The 22,115-nt window shown below is 70.5% G+C and carries 27 protein-coding genes and 1 tRNA gene; 6 read left to right on the forward strand and 22 right to left on the reverse strand.

Translation table 11 applies throughout. The annotated features are described in order from the left end of the window. Positions 1-131 precede the first annotated feature (131 nt). Entirely contained in the window at positions 132-1,118 is a 987-nt protein-coding gene (locus ACFDTH_RS11935; RefSeq protein ID WP_375287748.1) for an amidohydrolase family protein, read from the reverse strand. A gap of 238 nt (positions 1,119-1,356) precedes the next feature. Between ACFDTH_RS11935 and ACFDTH_RS11940 the strand changes: the two genes are divergently transcribed. The 5 genes from ACFDTH_RS11940 to ACFDTH_RS11960 all read left to right on the forward strand — a co-directional run bounded on the left by ACFDTH_RS11940 (position 1,357) and on the right by ACFDTH_RS11960 (position 6,416). Then, the gene (locus tag ACFDTH_RS11940; RefSeq protein ID WP_375287749.1) at positions 1,357-2,229 is read left to right on the forward strand and encodes a mechanosensitive ion channel family protein; all 873 of its coding nucleotides are present in this window, start codon (positions 1,357-1,359) and stop codon (positions 2,227-2,229) included. 43 nt (positions 2,230-2,272) lie between these two features. Then, a complete protein-coding gene (locus tag ACFDTH_RS11945; RefSeq protein WP_375287750.1) occupies positions 2,273-2,653 on the forward strand; it encodes a YidH family protein in 381 nt (126 codons plus the stop codon). Beyond that, positions 2,650-4,446 (forward strand): SLC13 family permease, encoded by a 1,797-nt coding sequence (locus tag ACFDTH_RS11950; protein WP_375287751.1) that lies wholly within the window; start codon positions 2,650-2,652, stop codon positions 4,444-4,446. Before ACFDTH_RS11945 ends, ACFDTH_RS11950 begins: the two co-directional genes overlap by 4 nt. 141 nt (positions 4,447-4,587) lie before the next feature. Then, positions 4,588-5,121 carry a DUF305 domain-containing protein gene (locus tag ACFDTH_RS11955; protein WP_375287752.1) on the forward strand — a complete coding sequence of 178 codons (534 nt, stop codon included), beginning with the start codon at positions 4,588-4,590 and terminating at the stop codon, positions 5,119-5,121. Then, a complete protein-coding gene (locus ACFDTH_RS11960) occupies positions 5,121-6,416 on the forward strand; it encodes a cation:proton antiporter (RefSeq protein WP_375287753.1) in 1,296 nt (431 codons plus the stop codon). The genes ACFDTH_RS11955 and ACFDTH_RS11960 overlap by 1 nt, the downstream gene beginning before the upstream one ends. Before the next feature lie 2 nt (positions 6,417-6,418). On the opposite strand, the gene ACFDTH_RS11965 is transcribed toward ACFDTH_RS11960, so the two are convergent. Beyond that, positions 6,419-6,913, reverse strand: coding sequence for a DUF421 domain-containing protein (locus ACFDTH_RS11965; protein ID WP_375287755.1), 495 nt, complete (start codon positions 6,911-6,913; stop codon positions 6,419-6,421). Between the two features lie 85 nt (positions 6,914-6,998). Between ACFDTH_RS11965 and ACFDTH_RS11970 the strand changes: the two genes are divergently transcribed. After that, a complete protein-coding gene (locus tag ACFDTH_RS11970; protein WP_375287756.1) occupies positions 6,999-8,336 on the forward strand; it encodes a DUF2254 domain-containing protein in 1,338 nt (445 codons plus the stop codon). A gap of 120 nt (positions 8,337-8,456) precedes the next feature. Here ACFDTH_RS11970 and ACFDTH_RS11975 read toward each other — a convergent pair whose 3' ends face one another. From ACFDTH_RS11975 to ACFDTH_RS12070, 20 genes are all read right to left on the reverse strand, one after another. Further along, positions 8,457-9,593: a glutathione S-transferase family protein gene (locus ACFDTH_RS11975; RefSeq protein WP_375287757.1), complete on the reverse strand. Its 1,137-nt coding sequence runs from the start codon at positions 9,591-9,593 to the stop codon at positions 8,457-8,459. Positions 9,594-9,853: 260 nt separating this feature from the next. Then, entirely contained in the window at positions 9,854-10,234 is a 381-nt protein-coding gene (locus tag ACFDTH_RS11980) for a helix-turn-helix domain-containing protein (protein ID WP_375287758.1), read from the reverse strand. A gap of 158 nt (positions 10,235-10,392) precedes the next feature. Continuing rightward, on the reverse strand, positions 10,393-11,025 hold the full coding sequence (locus ACFDTH_RS11985; RefSeq protein WP_375287759.1) for a tetratricopeptide repeat protein: 633 nt from the start codon (positions 11,023-11,025) through the stop codon (positions 10,393-10,395). Next, on the reverse strand, positions 11,022-11,411 hold the full coding sequence (locus ACFDTH_RS11990; RefSeq protein WP_375287760.1) for a cytochrome c-type biogenesis protein CcmH: 390 nt from the start codon (positions 11,409-11,411) through the stop codon (positions 11,022-11,024). The genes ACFDTH_RS11985 and ACFDTH_RS11990 overlap by 4 nt, the downstream gene beginning before the upstream one ends. 98 nt (positions 11,412-11,509) lie before the next feature. Next, positions 11,510-11,983 carry a redoxin family protein gene (locus ACFDTH_RS11995; RefSeq protein WP_375287774.1) on the reverse strand — a complete coding sequence of 158 codons (474 nt, stop codon included), beginning with the start codon at positions 11,981-11,983 and terminating at the stop codon, positions 11,510-11,512. 35 nt (positions 11,984-12,018) lie between these two features. Then, positions 12,019-13,929, reverse strand: coding sequence for a heme lyase CcmF/NrfE family subunit (locus tag ACFDTH_RS12000; protein WP_375287761.1), 1,911 nt, complete (start codon positions 13,927-13,929; stop codon positions 12,019-12,021). Further along, on the reverse strand, positions 13,926-14,369 hold the full coding sequence (ccmE, locus tag ACFDTH_RS12005; protein WP_375287762.1) for a cytochrome c maturation protein CcmE: 444 nt from the start codon (positions 14,367-14,369) through the stop codon (positions 13,926-13,928). Before ccmE ends, ACFDTH_RS12000 begins: the two co-directional genes overlap by 4 nt. After that, the gene (gene ccmD / locus ACFDTH_RS12010; protein ID WP_375287763.1) at positions 14,366-14,470 is read right to left on the reverse strand and encodes a heme exporter protein CcmD; all 105 of its coding nucleotides are present in this window, start codon (positions 14,468-14,470) and stop codon (positions 14,366-14,368) included. Before ccmD ends, ccmE begins: the two co-directional genes overlap by 4 nt. A 10-nt stretch (positions 14,471-14,480) precedes the next feature. Then, positions 14,481-15,206, reverse strand: coding sequence for a heme ABC transporter permease CcmC (gene ccmC / locus ACFDTH_RS12015; protein ID WP_375287764.1), 726 nt, complete (start codon positions 15,204-15,206; stop codon positions 14,481-14,483). Between the two features lie 64 nt (positions 15,207-15,270). Continuing rightward, positions 15,271-16,032 carry a DUF6683 family protein gene (locus ACFDTH_RS12020; RefSeq protein ID WP_375287765.1) on the reverse strand — a complete coding sequence of 254 codons (762 nt, stop codon included), beginning with the start codon at positions 16,030-16,032 and terminating at the stop codon, positions 15,271-15,273. A 58-nt stretch (positions 16,033-16,090) separates the two neighbouring features. Continuing rightward, on the reverse strand, positions 16,091-17,140 hold the full coding sequence (locus ACFDTH_RS12025; protein ID WP_375287766.1) for a Leu/Phe/Val dehydrogenase: 1,050 nt from the start codon (positions 17,138-17,140) through the stop codon (positions 16,091-16,093). 89 nt (positions 17,141-17,229) lie between these two features. Then, a tRNA-His gene (locus ACFDTH_RS12030) sits at positions 17,230-17,306 on the reverse strand. A gap of 47 nt (positions 17,307-17,353) precedes the next feature. Further along, entirely contained in the window at positions 17,354-18,067 is a 714-nt protein-coding gene (gene gspN, locus ACFDTH_RS12035; protein WP_375287767.1) for a type II secretion system protein N, read from the reverse strand. Further along, on the reverse strand, positions 18,064-18,522 hold the full coding sequence (gene gspM, locus ACFDTH_RS12040; protein ID WP_375287768.1) for a type II secretion system protein GspM: 459 nt from the start codon (positions 18,520-18,522) through the stop codon (positions 18,064-18,066). Before gspM ends, gspN begins: the two co-directional genes overlap by 4 nt. Continuing rightward, positions 18,519-19,604, reverse strand: a complete 1,086-nt coding sequence (gene gspL, locus ACFDTH_RS12045) for a type II secretion system protein GspL (protein ID WP_375287769.1) — start codon at positions 19,602-19,604, stop codon at positions 18,519-18,521. The genes gspM and gspL overlap by 4 nt, the downstream gene beginning before the upstream one ends. Next, on the reverse strand, positions 19,601-20,575 hold the full coding sequence (gene gspK, locus ACFDTH_RS12050; RefSeq protein ID WP_375287770.1) for a type II secretion system minor pseudopilin GspK: 975 nt from the start codon (positions 20,573-20,575) through the stop codon (positions 19,601-19,603). Before gspK ends, gspL begins: the two co-directional genes overlap by 4 nt. Beyond that, positions 20,559-21,170, reverse strand: coding sequence for a type II secretion system minor pseudopilin GspJ (gene gspJ, locus ACFDTH_RS12055; RefSeq protein WP_375287771.1), 612 nt, complete (start codon positions 21,168-21,170; stop codon positions 20,559-20,561). Before gspJ ends, gspK begins: the two co-directional genes overlap by 17 nt. Beyond that, positions 21,170-21,547 carry a type II secretion system minor pseudopilin GspI gene (gene gspI / locus ACFDTH_RS12060; RefSeq protein WP_375287772.1) on the reverse strand — a complete coding sequence of 126 codons (378 nt, stop codon included), beginning with the start codon at positions 21,545-21,547 and terminating at the stop codon, positions 21,170-21,172. The genes gspJ and gspI overlap by 1 nt, the downstream gene beginning before the upstream one ends. Further along, positions 21,537-21,986, reverse strand: coding sequence for a Tfp pilus assembly protein FimT/FimU (locus ACFDTH_RS12065; RefSeq protein ID WP_375287773.1), 450 nt, complete (start codon positions 21,984-21,986; stop codon positions 21,537-21,539). The genes gspI and ACFDTH_RS12065 overlap by 11 nt, the downstream gene beginning before the upstream one ends. Beyond that, a partial coding sequence (locus ACFDTH_RS12070; RefSeq protein WP_375287775.1) for a type II secretion system protein GspG occupies positions 21,977-22,115 on the reverse strand: 139 nt, incomplete at its 5' end. The genes ACFDTH_RS12065 and ACFDTH_RS12070, both read right to left, overlap by 10 nt.

Consider the following 22,115-nt stretch of genomic DNA (forward strand, 5'->3'; position numbering starts at 1 on the left):
GGCAACGCGAAGTCGGTCGACATGGGCGAAACGACGATGGCCGGGTTCATCGAAACGCTCCAGCCCGCGATCGACGCCGCCGCCGCCTGATCGAAACGAGGGGGCGGAGCCGCCCCCGCTCGGCGGCCCCTCTAACCAGCCTGACCGGTCAACCGCTCCCAATTGCCGTGGGCGAAACCGGCGCGGGCGGCATCGTCGAGCGACACCTCGTCCACGAAGCGCCGCGGGGCGCCGCCCGGCTTGTATTGATACGGAAAGTCGGTCGAGAACAGCAGACGCTCGGGGCCGACGATGTCCAGGCAGCGCTGGAGATAGGTCTCGCTCCACATACCGCTACCGGTCACGTAGAGATTGCTACGCGCATAGTCGGTGAAGGAACGGCGAAGGTTCAGCGTACGCTCGAACACGGGCGACATCCGCTCAAGGTAGAACAGAACTACCTCGCCCCAATGGCCGAGGATGATCTGCAGGTCCGGCAGCTCGTCGAACACGCCGGCCGCCGCCAGCCGCACCCATTGCAGCCCCGCTTCATAATGCCAGCCCAGGCCGAACGCGGCGAGCGCGAGATCGGCCGTTTCGCCGATGCCCGAATAGTTCGCCTCGCGCACCGCCGCGAGGGGCGTCTGCGGGTGGATGAAGATCGGCACCCGCAGCTCCGCCGCCTTGGCCAGCATCGGGCGTAGCGTGGGATGGTCCAGATGGCGATCGCGGGTGCGGCCGCATACCAGTGCGCCCTTCAGGCCCAGCTCGCGCACGGCGCGCTCCAGCTCGCGCGGCGCCGCATCGGGGTCGGGGGTCGGCAGTGCGGCGAAGCCCTGAAACCGATCGGGATGCCGCGCGCACGCCTGCGCGATCAGGTCGTTGACGCGCCGCACCATGTCTCCAGCGGTCTCCGGCGCCAGATTGTGTAGGCCGGGCGTCGTCAGCGACAGGACCTGCACATCGACACCCTGCTCGTCCATCAGCGCCAAGCGTCCCTCGCCCAGATCGGCCAAGCGCAGCCCGTTCTCCCCGCCATCGGCCGCAGCCGATGTGGGATCGTGCGGTTCCGGCGCCGCCGCCCAGGCGTCCCGCACGGCGGAAGGAAGGATATGCTCTTCAATCGCGATCAGTCGCATGTGCTGCCTCTAACCCTTGAACGGCAGTAACGATTGGGGGCGGCCAGGATCGCCGGGATCAGCGGAATATAATCAATCTGGCCGAAGATCGAGGCGGCGAACGGCCGGGCCGCTACACCGGGGGAGCGCAAGCGGTGCATAGCCGGGGGCAAAGCGTTCCAGACGCAACCGTCTTCACGGCATCGAGCTTTTTTGAACCGTCGGATCACCGAAGCGTTGGCTTTGCAGGGAGGGTCTCTTGGACGTTATCGCGATTTTATTCCGGCAGACCCGCGCCATGGCGGCGCAGTTCGTCCAGATGCTTCCCCAGTTCGCCATCGCCCTGGTCGTCATCATCGTCGTGGCGATGGTCGCCAAGTCCGCCCGGCGGCTGGCTGAATGGCTACTGCGCCGCACCGAACTGCGTGGCACGCTGGTCAACCTTGCCGAGACGCTGCTCGGGGTTGCGATCTGGACCGTGGGCCTGCTGATCGCGGCGGCGATCGTCTTCCCGGGCGTCACGCCGGGAAACATCCTGGCGGTGCTGGGACTAGGCTCGGTCGCGATCGGTTTCGCATTCAAGGACATCTTCGAGAACTTCCTCGCCGGCGTCCTGATCATGCTGCGCAAGCAGATGCGCCTCGGCGACATGATCGAGTGCCAGGACGTGGAGGGCCGGGTGGAGGCGATCTCGCTGCGCGACACGCACCTGCGCGAACTCGGCGGCGAGCTCGTCGTCGTGCCCAACGCCTATCTGTTCAAGAACCCGGTGCGCGTGCTGACGCAGGGCAAGACGCGGCGGCACACCGTGGAGGTCGGCGTCGCCTATGACGTCGATCTCGACGCCGCACGCGAGGTTATCGCGCAAGCGGTGCGTTCTGCCCCCGACGTGAACGCCGACAAGGCGGTGGAGGTCTACGCCAAGGAGTTCGGCGATAGCTCGATCAACTTCCTCGTCCGCTGGTGGGCGGGTGCGCAACCCGTCGATGCGCACAAGACCCGCGACGAGGTCGTGCGGGCAATCAAGCGCGCGCTGGACGCCGAGGGCATGGAGATTCCCTTCCCGATCCGCACGCTGGTCTTCCCGGCTGCCGTGCCGATCGCCGCCCGTAACGACCAGCAGGCGCGCTGACCGCGATGCCCAGGTTCCGATCCATCGCGCGGCTCCAGCTCTGATGACGTCCGACGAGACACCCGGCCGATCGGAACTGGCGGAGGACCGCACCGACCTGGCCGAGGACCGCACCCTGCTCGCCAACGAACGCACCTTCAGCGGCTGGGCGCGCACCGCCATGGCCTCGATCGGCATCGGCATCGGCTTCAACGCGCTGTTCCAGCCCGTGGAGCCGACCTGGGTCGCCAAGGCGATCGCCACCGTCTTCATCCTGCTCGGGATCTTCCTGATCGTCGCGGCGGAGCGGCGCGCGTGCGTCGTCCAGGGCCGGCTCACCGCGCACAAGGTAAGCAGCGTGCCGGTCGCCAATTTCCGCATCATGGCGGTAGGGGTGAGCGGCGGGGCCATCGCCCTGATCGGCGCGATCTGGTGGCTGGCGTGATCGACTGGCCCACGGCGCACGCCGCCGCCGCCATCCTCGTCACGGCGGCGATGTTCTATGGGTTCGCCTCGGCGCGGCTCGGTATCGAGATTATCTCGCTGCTGACGATCAGCGTCATCGGCCTGGGCCTCTATCTTGCGCCACTGCCAGACCACCGTCCACAGGACGGCCTCAAGCTCGCCTTCGAAGGCTTCGGCAATTACGCGCTCGTCACCATCTGCGCGCTGATGGTGATGGGGCGCGGGCTCGTCGTGACCGGCGCGCTGGAGCCTGCCGCACGTGCGCTGACGCAGGTATGGCGGTTCAATCGTTCGATTGGCTTCCTGGTCACGCTGGTGCTCGCAATGGTGATGAGCATGCTCGTCAACGACACGCCGGTGCTCGTGCTGCTGCTGCCGATCCTGGTAACGCTCGCCCATCGCGGCGGCATGCCCGCGTCGCGCACTCTCATCCCCGTGAACAGCGCCGTGCTGATCGGGGGCATGTCCACCACGATCGGCACGTCCACCAACCTGCTGGTGGTCTCGATCGCCAGCGACCTCGGCCTGCCGCCGATGAGCGTCTTCCACTTCACCCCGATCGTGCTCGCCGCCGCAGCCGTCGCCCTTCCCTTCCTGTGGCTGGTCATGCCGCGGCTGCTGCCGGACAACTCGCCCGAGGCCGGCCACGCGCCGCGGCTGTTCCATGCGGAACTGCGGATGGATCCACGCTCGCCATCCTTGGGGCGGGCGGTTACGGAGGTGCTTCGCCCGCTCGGCAGCGGCGTCCGCCTGGTCACCGCACCACCCGGCCCGCTCACCGCCGACGACCGCATTGGCATCGCCGCATCGCACGAGGCGATCGAGGACGCCATGCGCGTGATCGGCGCTCACACTGCCCCGGCCGAGTTGCTCCAGCGTCTGCGGCTCAGCGCACGGACCTCCGGCGAGGACCTGACGGTCGCCGAGCTGGCGATCACCGCGGATTCGGGCCTGATCGGGAAGCGCGTCGCCACATCCGGCATCGCCGAGGAGCATGACGTCGCAGTGCTCGGTGTCCACCACGGCAAGGGGCTGTGGGCGGATGCGCAAGGCGAGCAGGTCGCGGCCGACATGGCGGAAGGCGACATCCTGCTCGCCACCGGTACGGGGCCGGCGATCTCCCGTCTGGCGCGCGCCGAGGGACTGCTCGTCCTGGAGGGCGCCAAGGAGGTGCCCCGAACCGCCAAGGCCCCGCTCGCGCTCGCCATCATGCTCGGCGCGGTGGGATTCGCCAGCGTCGGCCTGGTGCCGATCGCGATCAGCGCGCTGGCAGGCGCCATCGCCATGTTCGTGACCGGCTGCGTGCGCTTCGATCGGGTCGGGCGCGCGCTGTCGGCCAAGGTCATCGTGCTCGTCGCCGCCAGCATCGCGGTCGGCCGGCTGGTGCTGGAGAGCGGGGCCGCCGACTGGCTCAGCCAGCTGCTCGCCCTGGGGCTGCACCACCTGCCGCCAGCCGGCGTCCTGGCCGCAATCATGCTGTTCGTCACCGTGCTCACGAACTTCGCATCGAACACCACCGCGGCGGCCGTGGGAACGCCGATCGCCTTCGGCCTCGCGCAGAAGCTCGCCATCCCCGCCGAACCGCTGGTCCTCGCCGTGCTGTTCGGGTGCAACCTCTGCTATGCGACGCCGGTCGCCTACCAGACGAACCTGCTCATCATGTCCGCCGGCGACTATCGCTTCGGCGACTACACGCGCACCGGCCTGCCGCTCGTCGCCATCATGATCGTCACCCTGTCGGCGCTGCTCGTCCTCAGCTACGGACTGTACTGAGTTTGCCCGGGCATGGCTGCCTCGCTTCCGGACCTCGCAACGGCCATGGTGCGCAGTCCGATGCCCCGCGCCGTACGTTGAACGTCCGAAGCCCTCCACTCCGTCCGGGAACAATCCATGTCCTACCGCCGCTTCGCCGCGATGATCGCCACCTCGACGCTGGTGATGTTCGGCCTGATGTATCTGAACACCTATGCGACGAGCCACCTGTTCTTCAGCCAGACCCGGGGCTGGATGGCGCTCCTGATGGGTGCGGTCATGGCCGCGATCATGATCGGATTCATGTGGGGCATGTATGAAAACCGGCGGGCCAACATCGCCGTCGTGATCGGCGCCGCCATCGTCTTCGCCGGATCGCTGTGGCTGGTCCGCAGCCAGGAGACGGTCAGCGACGTCGCGTGGATGAAAGCGATGATCCCGCATCATTCCATCGCGATCATGACGAGCGAGCGGGCGCACATCCGCGATCCGCGCGTCCGGCTGATCGCGGATCGCATCATCGACGCGCAGATCCGCGAAATTGCGGAGATGAAGCGCGAGATCGCCCGACTGGAGGCGAATCCGATACCGACCGGGGCGCCCGACCTGCCATCCTATCGTGATCGCGGGGTGGCCCCGCCGGCGGGCGATAGCGATGGCGAAGCCGGAATCAACACGCTGGCACCGGTGCGCTGATGATCGGCGGACTGTCTCTAACCCCCTTCGACGCGGCGGCGATCCTGATCGTGCTCGCCGCGGTGCTCGGCTACGTCAACTTCCGCTTCCTGCGCCTGCCCTCCTCCATCGGGCTCACCGTGATGGGCGCGCTCGCCTCGCTGGGCGTGGTGCTGCTCGACGAGCTGCTGCCGGGCAGCACGGTCAGCCACGACATCGTCCAGTTCATCGCCGGGATCGACTTCCACACCACGTTGATGGACGGCATGCTGTCGTTCCTGCTGTTCGCCGGCGCGCTGCATGTCTCGTGGACGCAGTTGCAGCGCGGGCGATGGGCGATCCTGGTGCTGAGCACGGCGGGCGTGCTGCTCTCCACGCTGATCGTCGGGCTGGGCTTCCTCGGCCTCACGCGGCTGCTCGGCTATGCGCTGCCGCCGATCTGGTGCTTCGTGTTCGGCGCGCTCATCAGCCCCACCGATCCCGTGTCCGTCATGGGTGTGCTCAAGCGCACCAGCGTCTCGCCGGTGCTGGAAGCGACGGTGGCGGGCGAAAGCCTGTTCAACGACGGGGTCGGCGTGGTCGTGTTCGCGATCCTGCTGGCCGCCGCGACCAGCGGCGCCCCGCTCGATCCGGGCCATGCCGCGCTGCTGTTCGTGGAGGAGGCGGGCGGCGGCATCCTGCTCGGCCTCGCGATCGGCTGGATCGCGTTCCGCGCGATGCGGTCGATCGACGACTATAAGGTGGAGGTGCTGATCAGCCTCGCCACGGTGATGGGCGGCTATGCCGTCGCCAGCCCGCTTCACGTCAGCGGCCCCGTGGCGATGGCGGTGGCGGGCCTGATCGTCGGCAACGCCGGTGTCGCCCATGCGATGAGCGAGACGACGCGCGACTATCTCCACAAGTTCTGGGACTTGGTCGACGACATCCTCAACACCGTCCTGTTCCTGCTGATCGGGCTGGAGGTGGTGACGGTGCCGCGCGACGCGGGCCTGATCCTGCTAGGCGCGGGCGCGATCGGCCTCTCGCTGCTCGCCCGGTCGACTTCGGTGCTGCTGCCATTGTCCGCCTTCGGCCGGGTCCGCGCCGCTGGCCGCATCGTGCCGGTGACGCTGATCTGGGGCGGCCTGCGCGGCGGCATCTCGGTCGCCCTGGCGCTGGGACTGCCGGTGGGCGCGGAGCGCAACCTGATCCTCGCGGCGACCTATGCGGTCGTGCTGTTCACCGTGGTGGTGCAGGGCGGCACCATCGCCCGCGTGCTCCAGCGGATGAGCGGCGGCGGGGTGGCCGGCGACACGCCGGTGGAGGCGCGACACTGACCTCACGGGAACGCCGTGCGCTCCCCCGCCTGGGCCAGCGGCACGACGCTGAACCGGCCATCGGTTTCCAGCACCACGGCGGCGACCTGCGCCAGATCGCCGATCCCGTGCTTGCGGACGGCGGCGCGGATCTCGTCGGCGGTCACCCGCTCGCGGCGCATGGCATCCTCGTCGAACGCGCCATCGAGCAGCAGCACGGAGGGCCGCGCCTTCACGATCCGCTCCACCAGCCGCCAGCGTAACGCCGTCCAGGCGATCGCGAACTGCAGCCCTGCGAGCATGACGAAGCCGAGCACGCCCTCCCAAAAGGCTACGTCCTTCGACAGGACCGCGGTGGCGAGGGTCGAGCCGAGCGCGACGGTGATGACATAGTCGAAGGCGTTGAGCTGCCCCAGCGTGCGCTTGCCCGCGATGCGCAGCACCGCCACCAGCGAGACATAGATAAGCGGCCCGACGATGACGATGCGCAGCAGGCCGAAGGCGTTATCATAGAACATTGCGTACCATCCTGACCGCGCTCCGCTAATCTCCGGCAACTCGCGCGCGCCTGTTCCGTTTCCCTGGGATGCAGGATACAGCTTCTTGACTGCGATCGCCCGCAAGCTCCTCGACCGGCTTCGGGAGAGCTATTGGTTCGTCCCCGCCGCGATGGTGGTCGCCTCGATCGTCCTCGCGTGCGCGATGGTCTGGATCGACGGCCGGGTCGGCAGCGGCTGGATGGATGGCCTGTCCTGGCTCTATGCCGCCCGCCCGGACGGGGCGCGCTCGCTGCTGTCCGCGATCGGCGGATCGATGGTGACGGTCGCGGGCACGGTTTTCTCGGTGACGATTGCCGCGGTCGTCTACGCCTCCGGCCAATACGGCCCGCGTCTGCTCAGCAACTTCATGGAGGATCGCGGCAATCAGGCGACGCTCGGCACCTTCATCGCCACCTTCCTCTATTGCATGATCGTGCTGCGGACGATCCGGTCGCCCGAGGAGACCGGCGGCGAGACGTTCGTGCCGCAGCTCGCGCTGGTGGTCGCGGTGGTGCTGATGATCGCATCGGTCGCGATGCTGGTGTTCTTCGTTCACCACGTTCCCACCCGCATCCACATCAGCAATATCGTCGAACGGATCGGCACGCGGCTCATCGCGGGGATCGACCAGCGCTTCCCGCGCTCGGTCGGGCAGGCGCTCGACACCGACGAGGAACCGGCGCTGCCACCAGCCCTGCTGGAGCACGCGCCGGACAGCGGACGGACGATCGTCCCTGCCGGCGAGACGGGCTACGTTCAGCTGGTCGATGAGCAAGGGCTGATGGCGGCGGCGACGGCGCATGGCCTGACGCTTTCGATACGGCAGCGCCCCGGCGCCTTCGTCCATGCCGGTGATGCGCTCGCCTGGCTTTCCGGCGGAGACCAGCGCGAAGAGGTGGTTCGCGCGGTGCGGCAGCCCTTCTCCGTCGGCGCGCGGCGCAGCCCGACTCAGGACCTTTCCTTCCTTATTCACGAACTGGCCGAGATCGCCGCGCGGGCGCTGTCGCCCGGGGTCAACGACCCGTTTACCGCCATGACGTGCATCGACTGGCTCGGAGCCGCCTTCGCGGACCTCGCCGGGCGGATCATGCCGTCGCGATGGCGGGCGGACGATGCAGGCCGGCTCCGGGTCGTCGCTGATCCGGTGACGTTCTCTGAACTGGTGGAGGAAGGGTTCGGACGCCTGGCGACGTACGCGGCGAGTGACGCCAATGCCGCAATGCGCTACCTGGCCACGCTGCGCCGCGTGGTGCGCGCGTGCAAGGACGAGGAGCGACGCGGGACTCTGGTGGCAATGGCCCAAAGGCTCGTTTCGCTCGCCGCCAAAAGCTTCGATGGTGAGCCGCTCCTGATGGTGGAACACGAGGGCGCACGGCTCAGCGCGGACGCTGCAGGAAAATAGCGCGCCTTTTCTCGGTTCGGCCGGGCGCTAGAGCGGTCTACGCCGCTCCGTACCTCGCCGTTCCGGGAGGGTTGGCGGATATACCCGGACAGGCGGCAAGGCGCCGGACGCGGCGCTCCGCTAGGGCGCTGACGTGAGACGCCGGCCCCAGCGCTCGACATAGCCGCCGCGCTCGACCCGGATCGCCCGAGGCAGTTCGAGCAGCGACGACAGGCCCGCTTTCTCGAACCATGCGTGCAGCGACTTCTGCCCGTCCCGGGGCAGCGCGTCGGCCGCGTCGGTAACCCGCTGCCAAAGAAAGAAGGTATAGGGCTGCACGCCGCTCGCGAATGGCACGCCGCGAAAGCTGGTGTCCACCGTTCCGATCACGCGCTGGTGCGGCTTGTCCGCCACGGGCGCTCCCTCCTGCGGGTCGGCCTCGGCGACGAAGCTTTCCAGCCATGCCGCCTTGTCCCTCAGTTCCGGGATGAGTTCCTCCGCCATGTGCCGGAATAGCGGCAGCAGCGTGTCGGGCACGGCATCGTCGGCGAGATAGCCCGGCGGGTGATCGCCATATTCGGGCATGTCGGCATCGGGCGCGTTCATTCGCTCGACCCAGCGCGCCACCCTGGGCGCGCGACGTCGCATCAGGTCGGCCGGCACCGGATCGCGGCCGAGATGCGCGAACAACGGACCGAGCAGGCCATAGTCGCCGAGCGAGGCCTGCGCGCCGAATAGATAGGGGTGATGGACGAGATGCGCCTCGATCAGGTCGAGCAGCGCAAGGTACGATGCCTCGATCGCCGGGATTGTCTCAGGCGTGACGCCCAGCATCGGCAGGTACGACTGCATCCGCGCCATCACCTTGGCCGCGCCGTCCGGCCCCGATCCGCCCGTGAACGCGTCGGTCAGGAAAGCCCGCTGCTCGTCCAGGTAGGACCAACGGTAATGCATGGCATGCCGGGTAAGGCCGACCACCGCGTAAAGTTCGGCCACGTGCGCCAGCACGCGCTGCCGCGCCCCCGGCGGACGGGCGGAAGCGCGCACGCCCTGCGCCTCGAAATGGTCGAGGATGTCGACCGTGTCCTGGACCAGCTCGCCTCCAGGCGTGACCACCACGGGGATGATGCCGCGCCCGATCCGGGGCACGACCTGCTCGCGGAAGTGCGGATCAACCGGGGTGCGCTCGACATAGGCGATGCCCTGCTTGCGCAGATAGGCACGGGTCTTTCCCGTGTAGAGCGAGTGCGGGACTCCGTAGAGGATGTGCGATGCCATGCGTGCCATGGTGCGGCGCGCGGCGGCGCAGTGCAACCGCCGCTATGCGACGGCACGTCATTGCACCGCAGGATGGAGTACACGCTCCAGTCACAAGTACGGCGGTGCCGCCATCGGGTTGGGTCACGGTGAATGGTCGTCCGCGTCCGGCGGGAATCGTCCCGGCTGAAAGGAGAACGGCCACGGTGCGATGCTCTGAGGATGATCCAGCGCTCCATCGTCTTGTGACGATGCCGAGGCTCACCTGCGCTAAGGTGCGATCACCGACCTTCAGACTTCCGCGGCGCCTCATCTGATCTGGCCCCTACGGCGCAGCTCTTTCGATATGCGGCGGTCACCCGCTTGACCTGCGCGATGCTGCAACCCGCCAGTTCGGCCGTCCTCGCGATGCTCATGCCTGCCTCGGGCAGGCCGACGACCCGTCGATGTTGGGCGGCATCGGCTTTGCGCCCCGTGTATCGCCCTGTTCGCCTGGCGATCTCGCTTTCCTCGCGCTGGCGCTCGCGCCGGGCTTCGTAATCGTCGCGCGCAGTCTGGAGCGTAACGCGGAGCAGCATGTCTTGCACCGCTTCGAGTACGATGCGTGCGATCCCGGCGCTGTCGGCGACCATGCGGATGAGTTCGGGCCGGTCGAGCCCCACGATTCAGATGAGATAGCACGGACGCCAAAACTGCATCCGCTCAGCTCATCCTTTCTGTTCTCTATCCGTCCTCGGTATGACACACCAATTGCAACGCGCGCAGGACCGATGGATCAAGGCTGAACCCGAGATCGAATGGCTTTCGCGGGGATGACGCGTTACGGCCGCCCTTGCCCCGCCGCGACCTGCATCTCCACCACAGCGAGAAGGCGCGCGATGTCGCGGCGATAGGTCGCCCGTTCGGGCGACAGTGCCACCGCGCGGCGCCAAAGGGCTCGGGTCCGCGCCAGTTCGCCGCTGCGCGCATAGGCAAGGCCCAGGAAGAACGGCGGCGCCGGATGCCGCGGCGCCAGCTGGAACGCCCGGCCGAACGCCAGCCGCGCCGCCGGCGTCACCGCGCCGTCACGCCGCGCGATCGCATCACCTGCGCCGGTCCACAGGATGAAATTGTCCGGCAGCGCCGAGGCCCCGCCCAGCATCACCCGCGCCGCCGCCTGCGGGTTGCCTGCGCGCAGCAAAGCGTCCGAGGCGATGAAATACGCACCCTCCGCGGTGAACCGTCCGGTCAGCCGGCCGCGCAGGTCGATCAGCGCCGGATCGAGCTCCACCGCCGCCACCTGCGGCTGCGCCCGAGTGCCCGCCAGCCCCGGCCGGCCCTGCCAGGCATAGCCCGCCGCGCCGAGCAGCAGCGCCGCCGCCGCCAGCATGCGAAGGGCACGCGGCAGGCCCAGCAGCCACATCGCCGCAAAGGCCGCCACGCCGATGCCGAGCAGGAATGCGAATCCGATCACCGCCTGCGCCTCCGGAAGCTCGATCGCGCCACCCAGGCGCCCAGCACCAGCAGCAACAGCGGCGCCAGCCACAGCGGCGCGCTCGCCAGCGACCAAGGCGGATCATAGGTGACGTAGGCGCCATAGCGCTCGATCAGCCATGCCCGGATCGCGTCCGGCTTCTCACCCCTTGCGATCCGCTCCCGCACCAGCGCGCGCATCGCGCCGGCCATATCGGCATCGCTGTCCGAGACCGCCTGCCCTTGACAGACGAGGCAGCGCAACTCCGCCATCAGCCGCTGCGCCGCCGCCTCCTGCGCCGGATCGGGCAGCTGGGTATAGGCGAGCGGCGCCTGCGCGAGGGGCGTGTCAGCTGTGGCAGGGATCGGCGCGAGGGCAAGGCTCAAAGCAATCGCGCCTCCGCGGCGAACGCGGGGGCTCAGTATCGGGCCACTCGCAACTGGACTCCGGCGTCCGCCGGAGAGGTGTGCTGATAGCATCAGCATCATTCCGCCCTCCGCATCGCTTGGAGGATCGCCGGCACATCCGTATCCATGATCGGCCCGATATGCTGCATCGCGATCCGCCCCCGCGCGTCCACCACGAACGTCTCGGGCACGCCCGAAGAGCCTACTGAAAGCTGAAACCGCCCCTCGCGATCGTCGCCGATCGCCGCAAAGGGATCGCCGTGCCGCGCCAGGAACGCCGCCGTGTCCGCCGGTGCGTCGCGCACCGCCACACCCTCGATCCTCACGCCCGCCGTCTTCAGCGCCATCAGTTGCGGCGCCTCCGCGGCGCACGGGACGCACCAGCTGGCGAACACATTGACCAGCCGCGCGCCGCCCGCGCGCGCGGTATCCACCCCCGGATGCGTCGGCACCGAGGCCGGCAGGCGCATGGCAGGCAGCGGCTTGCCGACCAGTGCCGAGCGCACGGCGCGCTCCGCGGGCCGCCACAGCCCGATCGACACCACCACCATCAGCAGCGCGAAGCCGGCGAGCGGCGCCCACAGCCTCACGCCTGCGCCCTCCGCTCGCGCCACACACGCCCGACCAGCGACAGCAATCCGCCCAGCGCGATCAGTGCCCCGCCCAGCCAGATCAACGTCACCAGCGGCTTCCACCACAGCCGCAGCTGCACACGCCCGCCCGCCACCGGCTGGCCCAGCACGGTGTAGAGCTGGCCGTCCCACAGGGTCGCGATCGCGCTCTCGCTGGTGGTGGTCACCGGCGCGCTGAAGGTGCGCGACTGCGGGCGCAGCACCAAAGTCTCTCCGCCGCGCGTTGCCGCCAGCCGAGCTTCCACCGCAGACCAATTGTCCCCCACAACCGGTCGCACGCCCTTCAGCGTCACCGTCCACGGCCCCACCCTGCGCGGCTCGCCGACGCCCACCGCCGCCAGCGTCTCCCTGGTGAAGGCGCCGTCCGCCGCCATGCCGGCGAGGCTCACCGCGATGCCGAGGTGCGCGATCACCATGCCCCAGATGTGCAGCGGCGTGCGGCGCAGGTTGCGGCCGACCAGCGGCACCACGCTCGCCACCGCCAGCCCCGCCGCCAGCGCCAACCCGGCGATCGCCATCGCGCCCAGCCCGCCGCCGAGCACCGCCAGCCCCACCGCCGCCCCGCCGGTCACCACCGCAGGCCAGGCCACCCGCCGCGCCACCGCCCGCGGGTCATCCCGCCGCCAGCGCATCAGCGGCCCCGCCGCCATGATCGCCACCAGCAGCAGCGCGATCGGCCCCGCGGTCTTGTTGAAGAACGGCGGCCCCACCGAGAGCTGCACGCCCACGCCCGCCGCGACGATCGGGTAGAGCGTGCCGATCAGCACCACCCCCAGGATCACGCTGAGCAGCAGGTTGTTCGCCACCAGCCCGCCCTCGCGGCTCACCGGATCGAAGGTGGTGCCGGTGCGCACGCTGCCGGCACGCAGCGCGAACAGCGCCAGCGCGCCGCCGATGTAGAGCACCAGCAAAGCGAGGATGAACGTGCCGCGCTCCGGGTCGACCGCAAAGGCGTGGACGCTGGTCAGGATGCCCGACCGGACCAGGAAGGTGCCCAGCATCGACATGGAGAAAGCGACCACCGCCAGCATCACCGTCCACGCGCGCAAGCCATCGCGCGTCGCCAGCACCGTCACCGAGTGGAGCAACGCGGTCGCCGCCAGCCACGGCATCAGCGACGCATTCTCCACCGGGTCCCAGAACCACCAGCCGCCCCAGCCCAGCTCGTAATAGGCCCAATAGCTGCCCGCGGTGATGCCGAGCGTCAGGAACACCCAGGCGCCCAGCACCCAAGGACGCATCGCCCGCGCGAACGCCGGATCGACGCGGCCGGTCACCAGTGCGCCCACCGCAAAGGAGAAGGCCACCGACAGGCCGACATAGCCGATGTACAGCGTCGGCGGGTGGAACGCCAAGCCGGGGTCTTGCAGCAGCGGGTTCAGCCCCAGCCCGTCGAGCGGCGCGGGATCGAGCCGCGCGAACGGATTGGAGGCGAACAGCAGGAAGGCGTAGAAGCCCAGCGCGATCACCGCCTGCGCGCCAAGGGTGGCCGCCAGCGTGCGCGCATCCAGCCGCCGCTCCAGCCACGCCACCGCCGCGCCGGCGATGCCCAGGATCGTCACCCACAGCAGCATCGACCCCTCGTGGTTCCCCCACGCGCCCGCCACCCGGTAGATCAGCGGCTTGGCCGAGTGCGAGTTCTCGGCGACCAGCCGCACGCTCATGTCCGATCGCACGAACAGCGCGATCAGCAGCGCGAGTGCGAACGCGGCGAGCGCGCCCTGGACGATGGCGACGGGGCGGAGGGTGGACACGAGCCCCTCCCCATCAGGGGAGGGATGAAAAGACATCGCCCCCACCATCACCTGCAGCAGCGCGAGCGCCGCGGCGAGCCACAGCGCGGCAAGGCCCGTTTCGGCGATCACTTCGCGTTCTGGTCCAGCGTCTTGGTCTCGTGCATCTTGCCCGCCACCTCGGGGGGCATGTATTTCTCGTCATGCTTGGCGAGCAGGTTGGTCGCGACGAAGCTGCCGTCCGGCTGGAAGCTGCCCTCCGCCACCACGCCCGATCCCTCGCGGAACAGGTCCGGCACGATGCCGGCGAAGCGGACCGGCGTGGTCGCGCGCCCGTCGGTCACCACGAAGTCGACGCGCACGCCGTCCGCCGCCCTGGTCACCGATCCCGCCTCGACCATCCCGCCCAGCCGCACCGCGCGGCCCAGCGGCAGGCCGCTCTTGCGCACGTCCGACGGCGCGTAGAAGAATGCCGCCTGGTCCTGGAGCGCGGACAGCGCCAGCAACGCCGCGCCCGCGATCGCCGCCACCGCCAGCAGCGCCAGCACCAGCCTCTGGTTCTTGGCGGTCACTTCTCGCCGCGCCGCATCGCCACGAAGCTCGCCAGCGCGAGGCCGCCGACCGCGCCCAGCGCAACCGCATAGGCGGCGATCACATAGGCCCAGTGGTTCATGCCCCAGCCCTCACGCCAGCGCCATCCGGCGCATCCGCGCCTCCGCCTTGGCGCGCGCCAGCAGCGCCCGCATCCGCATCAGCACGATCGCACCGAACAGCAGCGAGAAGCCCAGCCCGGTTAGCGGCAGCGGCCACAACAGCGAAGGATCGATGCTGGACTTGGTCAGCCCGATCGAAGGCCCCTGATGCAGCGTGTTCCACCACACCACCGAATAGCGGATGATCGGCAGCAGCACCGTCCCCGCCACCCCGAAGATCGCGGGCACCCGCCCGTCCCCGCCCCGCTCGGCATCCGCGCGCGACAGCGCGATCCAGCCGAGATAGACGAAGAACAGCAGCAGCATGCTGGTCAGCCGCCCGTCCCATTGCCACCACGTCCCCCAGGTCGGCCGTCCCCAGATCGATCCGGTGACCAGGCACACCGCGGCAAAGGTCGCCCCCGGCACCGCGATCGCCCGCGCCGCGATGGCCGCCAGTGGATGCCGCCAGACGAGATGCGCGATGCTGGCGAGCGCAAGGCCCGTCCACCCGCCCATCCCCAGCCAGGCGGCGGGGACGTGGATGTAGAGGATGCGCACCGTCTGCCCTTGCAGATAGTCCGCCGGGGTCTGCGTCAGCCCCGCCCACAGGCCGATGCCGAGCAGCGCCAGACCGGCCCAGAACAGCACCGGCGTCAGCGGCCGGGCGATCTTCAGGAAACGCGCCGGATTGGCGAAGGCGTGGAGAGCGGGCACCAGAGGTGCGATAAGCGATCGGAGCGGCGCGGCAAAGCCTTACCGGTCCACGACCCGCTCAATCTCAGCGCGCACCGCTCTCCCGTAGGACCAGACCGCGGTCCGTCAGGTCCAAGGTTCTGAGGTCCAGCCCCAGCGTCGCCTGACAACCGCGGCGCACCGCATCCGCAACCTGCGTCGCCTGCGTACCGCCCTGCTGTCGCGCAGTCTCGGCGAGCCCACTGATCTGCGCCGCCTGGATCAGCATGCTTTCCGCCATCATCTGCTTGGTGGCGTCGCTCGCACCGGCCAGCGCGGGCACGTCCGCCGAGGCGATCCGCATCTGTCGGCGCACCGCCTGCACCCGCGCCCGATTGGGCGGCAGCGGGCGACCGGAGACGGCCTCCCACGACTCCATGACATAGACGGTCATCGCGTCCGCAACGTCATCGGTGCGCAGCCCGAGCGGCTGGAGGCGCTGCCCGATCGCGCCGATCACGTCCGAACCCGCCAGCTCGCGCTCCAGCGCCGCGGCACCGGCCGGATCGGCGCCGCGCATCTGCGATACGATCTGAGCGAATCCCCGCTGCCGTGCTGCCGCGGAGGGTGTGAAGCGCGTCCGCGGCTCGGCCTGTCGCGGAGCGGCCGGGTCCGTCGATGGTGCGCCGCACGCCGTGCCCCAGTTGCCGTCACGCACGCACTCGGGTGCGGCCCAGGCGCGCTTCTCGGAGTTCAGCAGCAGCTGGCTGCTGGTCCAGCTCTGCGTGATCCCGCCCATCGAGATGTCCTGAGCGGCGAGCGGACCGGCGCACAAGGCGGCGACAACAATGCAGTGGAAAAGACGCACGGCACGCTCCGTCAGACTTGCGGGCAAGCTAGCCGCGCCAAGGACGGCGAACCAGCCCCTACCGCCCGATCAGCCGCATCGCGATCGCGTCCGCCACCTCGCTCGCCGGCCGGCCGGTGCTGGCGCTCTCGTCCCACACCTCATCCAATCGCTCGGGGATCCGTGCGATCCTCGCCATCACCTCGGCCTCGTCGCCGTGGCCGAGATATTCCAGCCCGACATTAATGATCCCGCCCGCGTTGATCACGTAATCGGGCGCGTAGAGAATGCCGCGCTCGTGCAGGCGGCGGCCGTCCTCGCGCGTCGCCAGCTGGTTGTTGGCGCCGCCCGCAACCACCCCGGTCTTGAGCCCCGCGATCGTGCTTTCGTCCAGGATCGCACCCAGCGCATTGGGGCTGACGATGTCCGCCTCCACGCCCAGGATCGCGTCCGCCGGCATCGCCACCGCGCCCAGCATTGCCGCCAGCGCCTCGGCCTTCATGGTGTCGACATCGGCGAGCGTCAGCCGCGCGCCATCCTTGGCGAGCAGCCGGGCGAGCCCGCCGCCGACCGAGCCGACACCCTGGATCGCCACATGCACGCCGCGCATGTCGTCGGTGCCCAGCGCGCGCTTCGCCGCCGCCTTGACCCCCAGGTAGATGCCACGCGCGGTGTACGGCCCCGGATCGCCGCCCGCCGCGCCGCTCGCCACCGGCAGGCCGGAAACGTGGCGGGTCTCTCCCGCGATCACCTTCATCCGTTCCTCGGACATCCCGACGTCCTCGGCGGTGACATAGCGTCCGCCCAGCGACTCGACCGCGCGGCCGAACGCCACCAGCTGCGCCTCGCTGATCGTCGCGCCGGGTGAACCCGCCAGCACCACGCCCTTGCCGCCGCCCAGCTCAAGGCCCGCCATCGCGTTCTTGAAGCTCATGCCGCGCGACAGGCGCAGCGCGTCGGTCACCGCCTGCTCGCTGCTGGCATAATGCCAGAAGCGCACGCCGCCCGCCGCCGGCCCCAGCGTGGTGGAATGGACCGCTATCACTGCGCGCAGCCCCGATGCGGGGTCGGCGAACAGGTGGACGCCCTCATGGTCGTCGAAGTTGGGCAGGTCCCAGGCAGCAGCCATCACACTCTCCGGCGGGTTTGATTATTTCCGGCAGACGCAATAATCTTCCACGCCGCGCAAGGCCAGCCGGAAAAGCGCGGGGGGAGAAGTGGGGCGACCGACGGGACTTGAACCCGCAACTTCCGGCATCACAAGCCGGCGCTCTAACCAATTGAACTACGGTCGCCGCGAAGGCAGCGCCCCTAGCGTCCGGGCGCGCCGCTCGTCAACCTATCAGAAGCGCCCCTCGGCGGAAAGCCGCCAACCCTGCCCGGCATCGATGAACCCCGCCGCCTGGAGCGCCGCGGCGTTGCGCGGATCGCCCGCGGGCAGCGACAGCTCCGCACGGTAGCGGCCGTCCTGCCACACCGAGAGGGTCGCCCCCTCCCCCGCCGCACCGGCGAGCGGCAGCACCAGCGCCCCGCCCGCGCACCGCGCGGTGCCGGAGAGCGACCCCGGCAGCGGCAGCGCGCCCGCCGCCAGCGTCGCGCGCACGCGGCCTTCCGCCGACTCGCACGCACCGTCCACGAAGCGGACGCTGACGTCGCTCAGGTCCAGCGCGGTCACCGGCAGCGGCGCAAACGCCTGGCCCACCGGGATCGGCCCGCTGGCATCGTCCAGCCCCACGGCGTTGCGGCTGACGGTGAAGGCACCGGCGAGTCGCGGCTCGGGGTCGCCGTCGCGCGAGCGTAGGTCGATCCGCGCCCGCCCGGCCAGCAGCGGCAACGGCGACAGCCCGGCGCGCAACGTGCCCAGCTCGACATCGCCGAACCGCGCCTCGGTCAGCGTGCCGGACCAGATCGTGCCGGACGCGCGCCGCGCGGTGAAGCCCTGCGTGTCCAGCCCGATCCAGCGCAGCACCAGCCCCATCGGCAGGAACACCAGCATCGCGACGACGAACATCGCCAGGAACAGCGCGGTGCGCCGCGTGCGCAGCCGCAGCCTCATGCCCGGCCCCTCAGCGTCATCTGCACCGCCACCGTCTGGTCGGCATTGGGCGTGATCGACGCCGCATCCACCAGCACGCCCGCCGCCTCCAGCTCCGCCACCCAGCGGAACAGCGCTCCCGGCTTGGCCGTGGAAATGGCGATGCGCACCCGGTCGCCGTCCTGATCGAGGCTGGCGAGCGCGAAGCCCGCCGCCTCCGCCCGCGTCCGCACCGCGCTGGCGAGGTCGCCGGCCAGCGGCACGATTCCCGCGCGCTGCGCGCGCCGCACGTCCGCCACCGCGTTGAGCGTCCGGCCCAGCCGCACCACCGCATCCACCTGCCGGGTCCGCGCGCTCGACACCGCGTTGCGCAAGGGCAGCGCCGCCGCCCACACCAGGGTCACCGCCGCCAGCGCCAGCATGGCGAGGATCAGCCGTTTCTCGCGCAGCGAGCGCGCGTTGAACCAGGCGATCATGGCGCACGCACCGTCAGTTCTCCGTTGAGGCGCGTGCCGCTCGCCGCGAACGGGCTTGCCGTCACCTCAAAGCCCGCCGCCTCCAGCGCCTGCTTGACCGCATTGGCCTTGGCCTCGCCGTCGGTGGCAAGGCCGACGCGCAACTCGCCCACGGGGTCGAACGCGATCCGCGTGACCTCGCTGCCGCCAGCGTCGCGCACCGCCGCGAATACCGCCGCGCTCATCCGGGTGAAGCCCAGCCCCGGCCCGCGCAGCCGCGCCAGCCGCTCGCCAAGCAGCCGCTCGGGATCACCGTCCTGCGGACTACCGCGCGGCAGCGCCAGCCGCGCCACCCGCTCGGTCTCGGCCTCAGCGCGGCTTGCATCGATCGAGTAACGGGCGAGGCGCACCAGATCGATCGCCACCGTCACCGCCAGGATCACCGCGACCAGGACGGCCAGCTTGCGGACAAGCGCCCAGTCCACCGCCCGACGCGTGCGCCGCGCGAAGGCGCCCTGGCGCAGGTTGAGCGACGGCTCTGTCGCAGCTGCGGCAATGGCCGCGTCCAGCGCATCGGGCTCAAGCGTCTCCGGCGCCTGCGCGCCGGTGACCAGAGCGGTGAGCGCCGGCTCGTCGGCGAACCCCGCCCCCGGGCCGCGCACAACCGCGCCGCCCGGCAACTGGGCGTGCAGCCACCCCTCCGCCGGGCGCGGCAGCAGCAGCGGCGCGGGGACCAGCGCGACCGGATCGATCCCCTGCGCGGCGAGCAGCGCCAGCCAGCGCTCCATCGCCTCGGCAGACACGACGCCGATCGGCCGCTCCGCGCCCTCCGGCTCACGCCCCACCGCGACGTGCAGGTCCGCCACCGACGCCGCGCTCGCCTCGGCGACCAGCAGCCGCGCCGCCGCGGTCGCCTGCGCCGGCGAACGATCGGGCAGCTCGGCCCAGTGCAAGGTCACCGATTCGGCTGGAGGCACCGCGGTGACCGGCGCGTCGGCGATCTCGGGCAGCCCCTCGCCGCGCGCAACGACGCGTCCGTCCGCCACCCGCAGCCACCGCCAGGGATCGTCCGGGTCTCGGGGCAGGAAGAGGACGATGCTCATGCGGGATCGCCCCATTGCCGCGAAACGAGCCGGGCGGGAAGCGTCCTTGCATCCACCAAAGCCTGTTCCACCAGGCGGGTGCGCCCCAGCGTCACATCGATGCGCAGTGCGAACCACTTGCTGGTCACCGCCACATCGCCGCGCGACTCGCCATCGCTGCCGCCAAATGAGGCCGCGGTCCAGAAATCGGCCGAGCTCTCGTAGCCCGCCGGCGGCCGGCGCAGCAGCGCGGTGCGGATTGCGGTGACGTTGCCATCCGGCAGCAGCGCGGCCACCAACGGCGCCTGTTCGGGCGCCAGCGTGTTGACGTTGATCTTCACCGGCTCGGCCACCGGCAGCGCGCACACCCAGGGCTTCAGCGCCGCCCACACCTCCGGCGTCACCCCGCCGACCGCGCGCAGCTCGCTGGCGTCCGCCATCAGCGTGCCGCCGGTGCGATAGCCCGAATAGTTCGAATCCTCCGCCCCGCCCGGCAGCGGCGCATCGTCGCTGTCGATCCAGTCGGCGGTGGCGGCGGCGATCGCCTCGGGCGATCCGGGCGCACCGACCAGCCGGATCAGGTTGGCGAAGCGCTGCATGTTGGGCGCGGAAGCGGCATAGCGCCCCTCGCTGCCGCTGCGCGTCACCAGCCCGTTGAGATTGAAGCAGTTCGATCCGTCGCGCACCCGCGCGGTCGCCAGTCCGCCCGGCACCGGCAGCGCAAACGGCCGGTCGCTCCACCCGCCCACCAGCGCCACCCGGTCGCGGCTCTGCGACAGCAGGCTGGTCACCCGCGTCGTCGCCAGCGTCTCGGCGGCGAAGGCGAAGCCGCGCGCCTGATCCAGCGCGGCGGCATTGGCGGCGAGCCGGGTGGAGACGCGCAGCCGCTCCAGCGCGCCCGCGGCGATCACCGCGATCACCGCCACCAGCAGCAGCACGGTCAGCAGCGCCGCGCCCCGGGGAGTCCGTTGCGGATCAGTTCGCAGGCGCATTCGCCGGCTCCCCTGCCGGTCGCGGATCGACGCCGACGTAGAACAGCGCGCGGACGCTCGTCCCGTCCTGCCGCGTCACGACAATCTCCGCCGCCTGCGGCAGCGCGCGGGTCGGCGTGCCCTCGAACCGGTCGGTCCACACGCCCGCGGTGCGATAGCGCCAGGCGATGCTGCGCACCCCCGCCATCATCACCGCGGCCTCGCCCGGCGCGGCACCGTCGAGCATCGGCCAGCCCTGCCGCACCACCGCGTCGCCCTCGCGCCGCCACGCCACCTTCTGGAGCGTCGGCCGCGCCGCGGTGTCGAAGCTCGCCCTTCCGCCGCGCACGAACACCGGCCCCGTCGCATCGCCGGCGAAGGCGGGGCGCAATGTCCCGCCCGGATCGCGCGTCGGCCGGTCCATCGCCTGCGCCAGGTCCGCCGACAGCGCCGCGGACAGCCGCGCCAGCCCCGCCACCTCGCCCAGCTTCGCGTCGGTGGCGGCCTGCGCACGGACGCTGAACGCCAGGATGCCCACGCCGGCGGCAGCGATCATCGCGAAGATGAGCAAAGCCACCATCACTTCAATTAGCGTAAATCCGCGCGGCGCCCGCATCACGCCCCCGCGTCCGGCGGGCGGACCACCATCAGCCGCCCCCAGGTGGTGCCGGACGGGTCCGCCACCCGCACGTCGATGCGCAGGATGCTGGCGTTGCCGGTCGGCCGCACCTCGCGCACCCAGCGCCAGCGCCGCCCGGCATTGACCTCCACCCCCTCGCTCCGCCCCGCCGCAGGCGGGCGCGGGTCGGTCATCGCCTCGACCGCCACGTTGCGCGCGACGATCTGCGCCACCGTCGCCGAGTCGACGGCCGCGGTGCCGCGGATGCCGGCGCCCTGGAGCCGGATCAGCGCCAGCGCCGCCAGCCCGAACACCAGCATTGCCACCAGCACCTCGATGAGGGTGAAGCCAGGGGACTTGGCCCTATTCGACATGCGCACGACCGTCCGGCTCCACCCGCACCCGCGCCCGCGCCCGGTCGCGGGTCAGCGTCACCGTCAGCGGCGCCTCGGCGGTGCCGGTCTCGTCGAACACCAGCCGCGGCGCGCCTTCGATCCGGGCGCGCGTGCCCTCGCGCCAATGCTCCAGCCGGAACGGCTTCTCGCCGATTGGCACCCAGCCGCCGCGCCATGAATCGAAGCCATAGCCGCCCGCCGCCACCCACACGCTCACCGGCCGCGCCTCCACGATCGCCACGTCGCGCGCCGCCTGGGCGCGCACCGCGAAGCGCGCCGCCTCGTCGCGCACCCGCCCGCGCGGATCGGGCATCGCCAGCACCGCCACCGCCGAGCCGAGCGCGATCACGGTGATCACCACCATCAGCTCGACGAGGGTGAAGCCCCTCGGCCTAGATCCAGGAACCCCTACATCCACGAACCGATGTCGGCATCGACCCCCTCGCCGCCTTCCTTGCCGTCCGCGCCCAGCGTCCACACGTCGACATCGCCGTGCCGCCCGGGCGCCGCATAAAGGTACGGCCGGTTCCACGGATCGTCCGGCAGC

Source organism: Sphingomonas sp., from assembly GCF_042096255.1.
Classification (GTDB): domain Bacteria; phylum Pseudomonadota; class Alphaproteobacteria; order Sphingomonadales; family Sphingomonadaceae; genus Sphingomonas.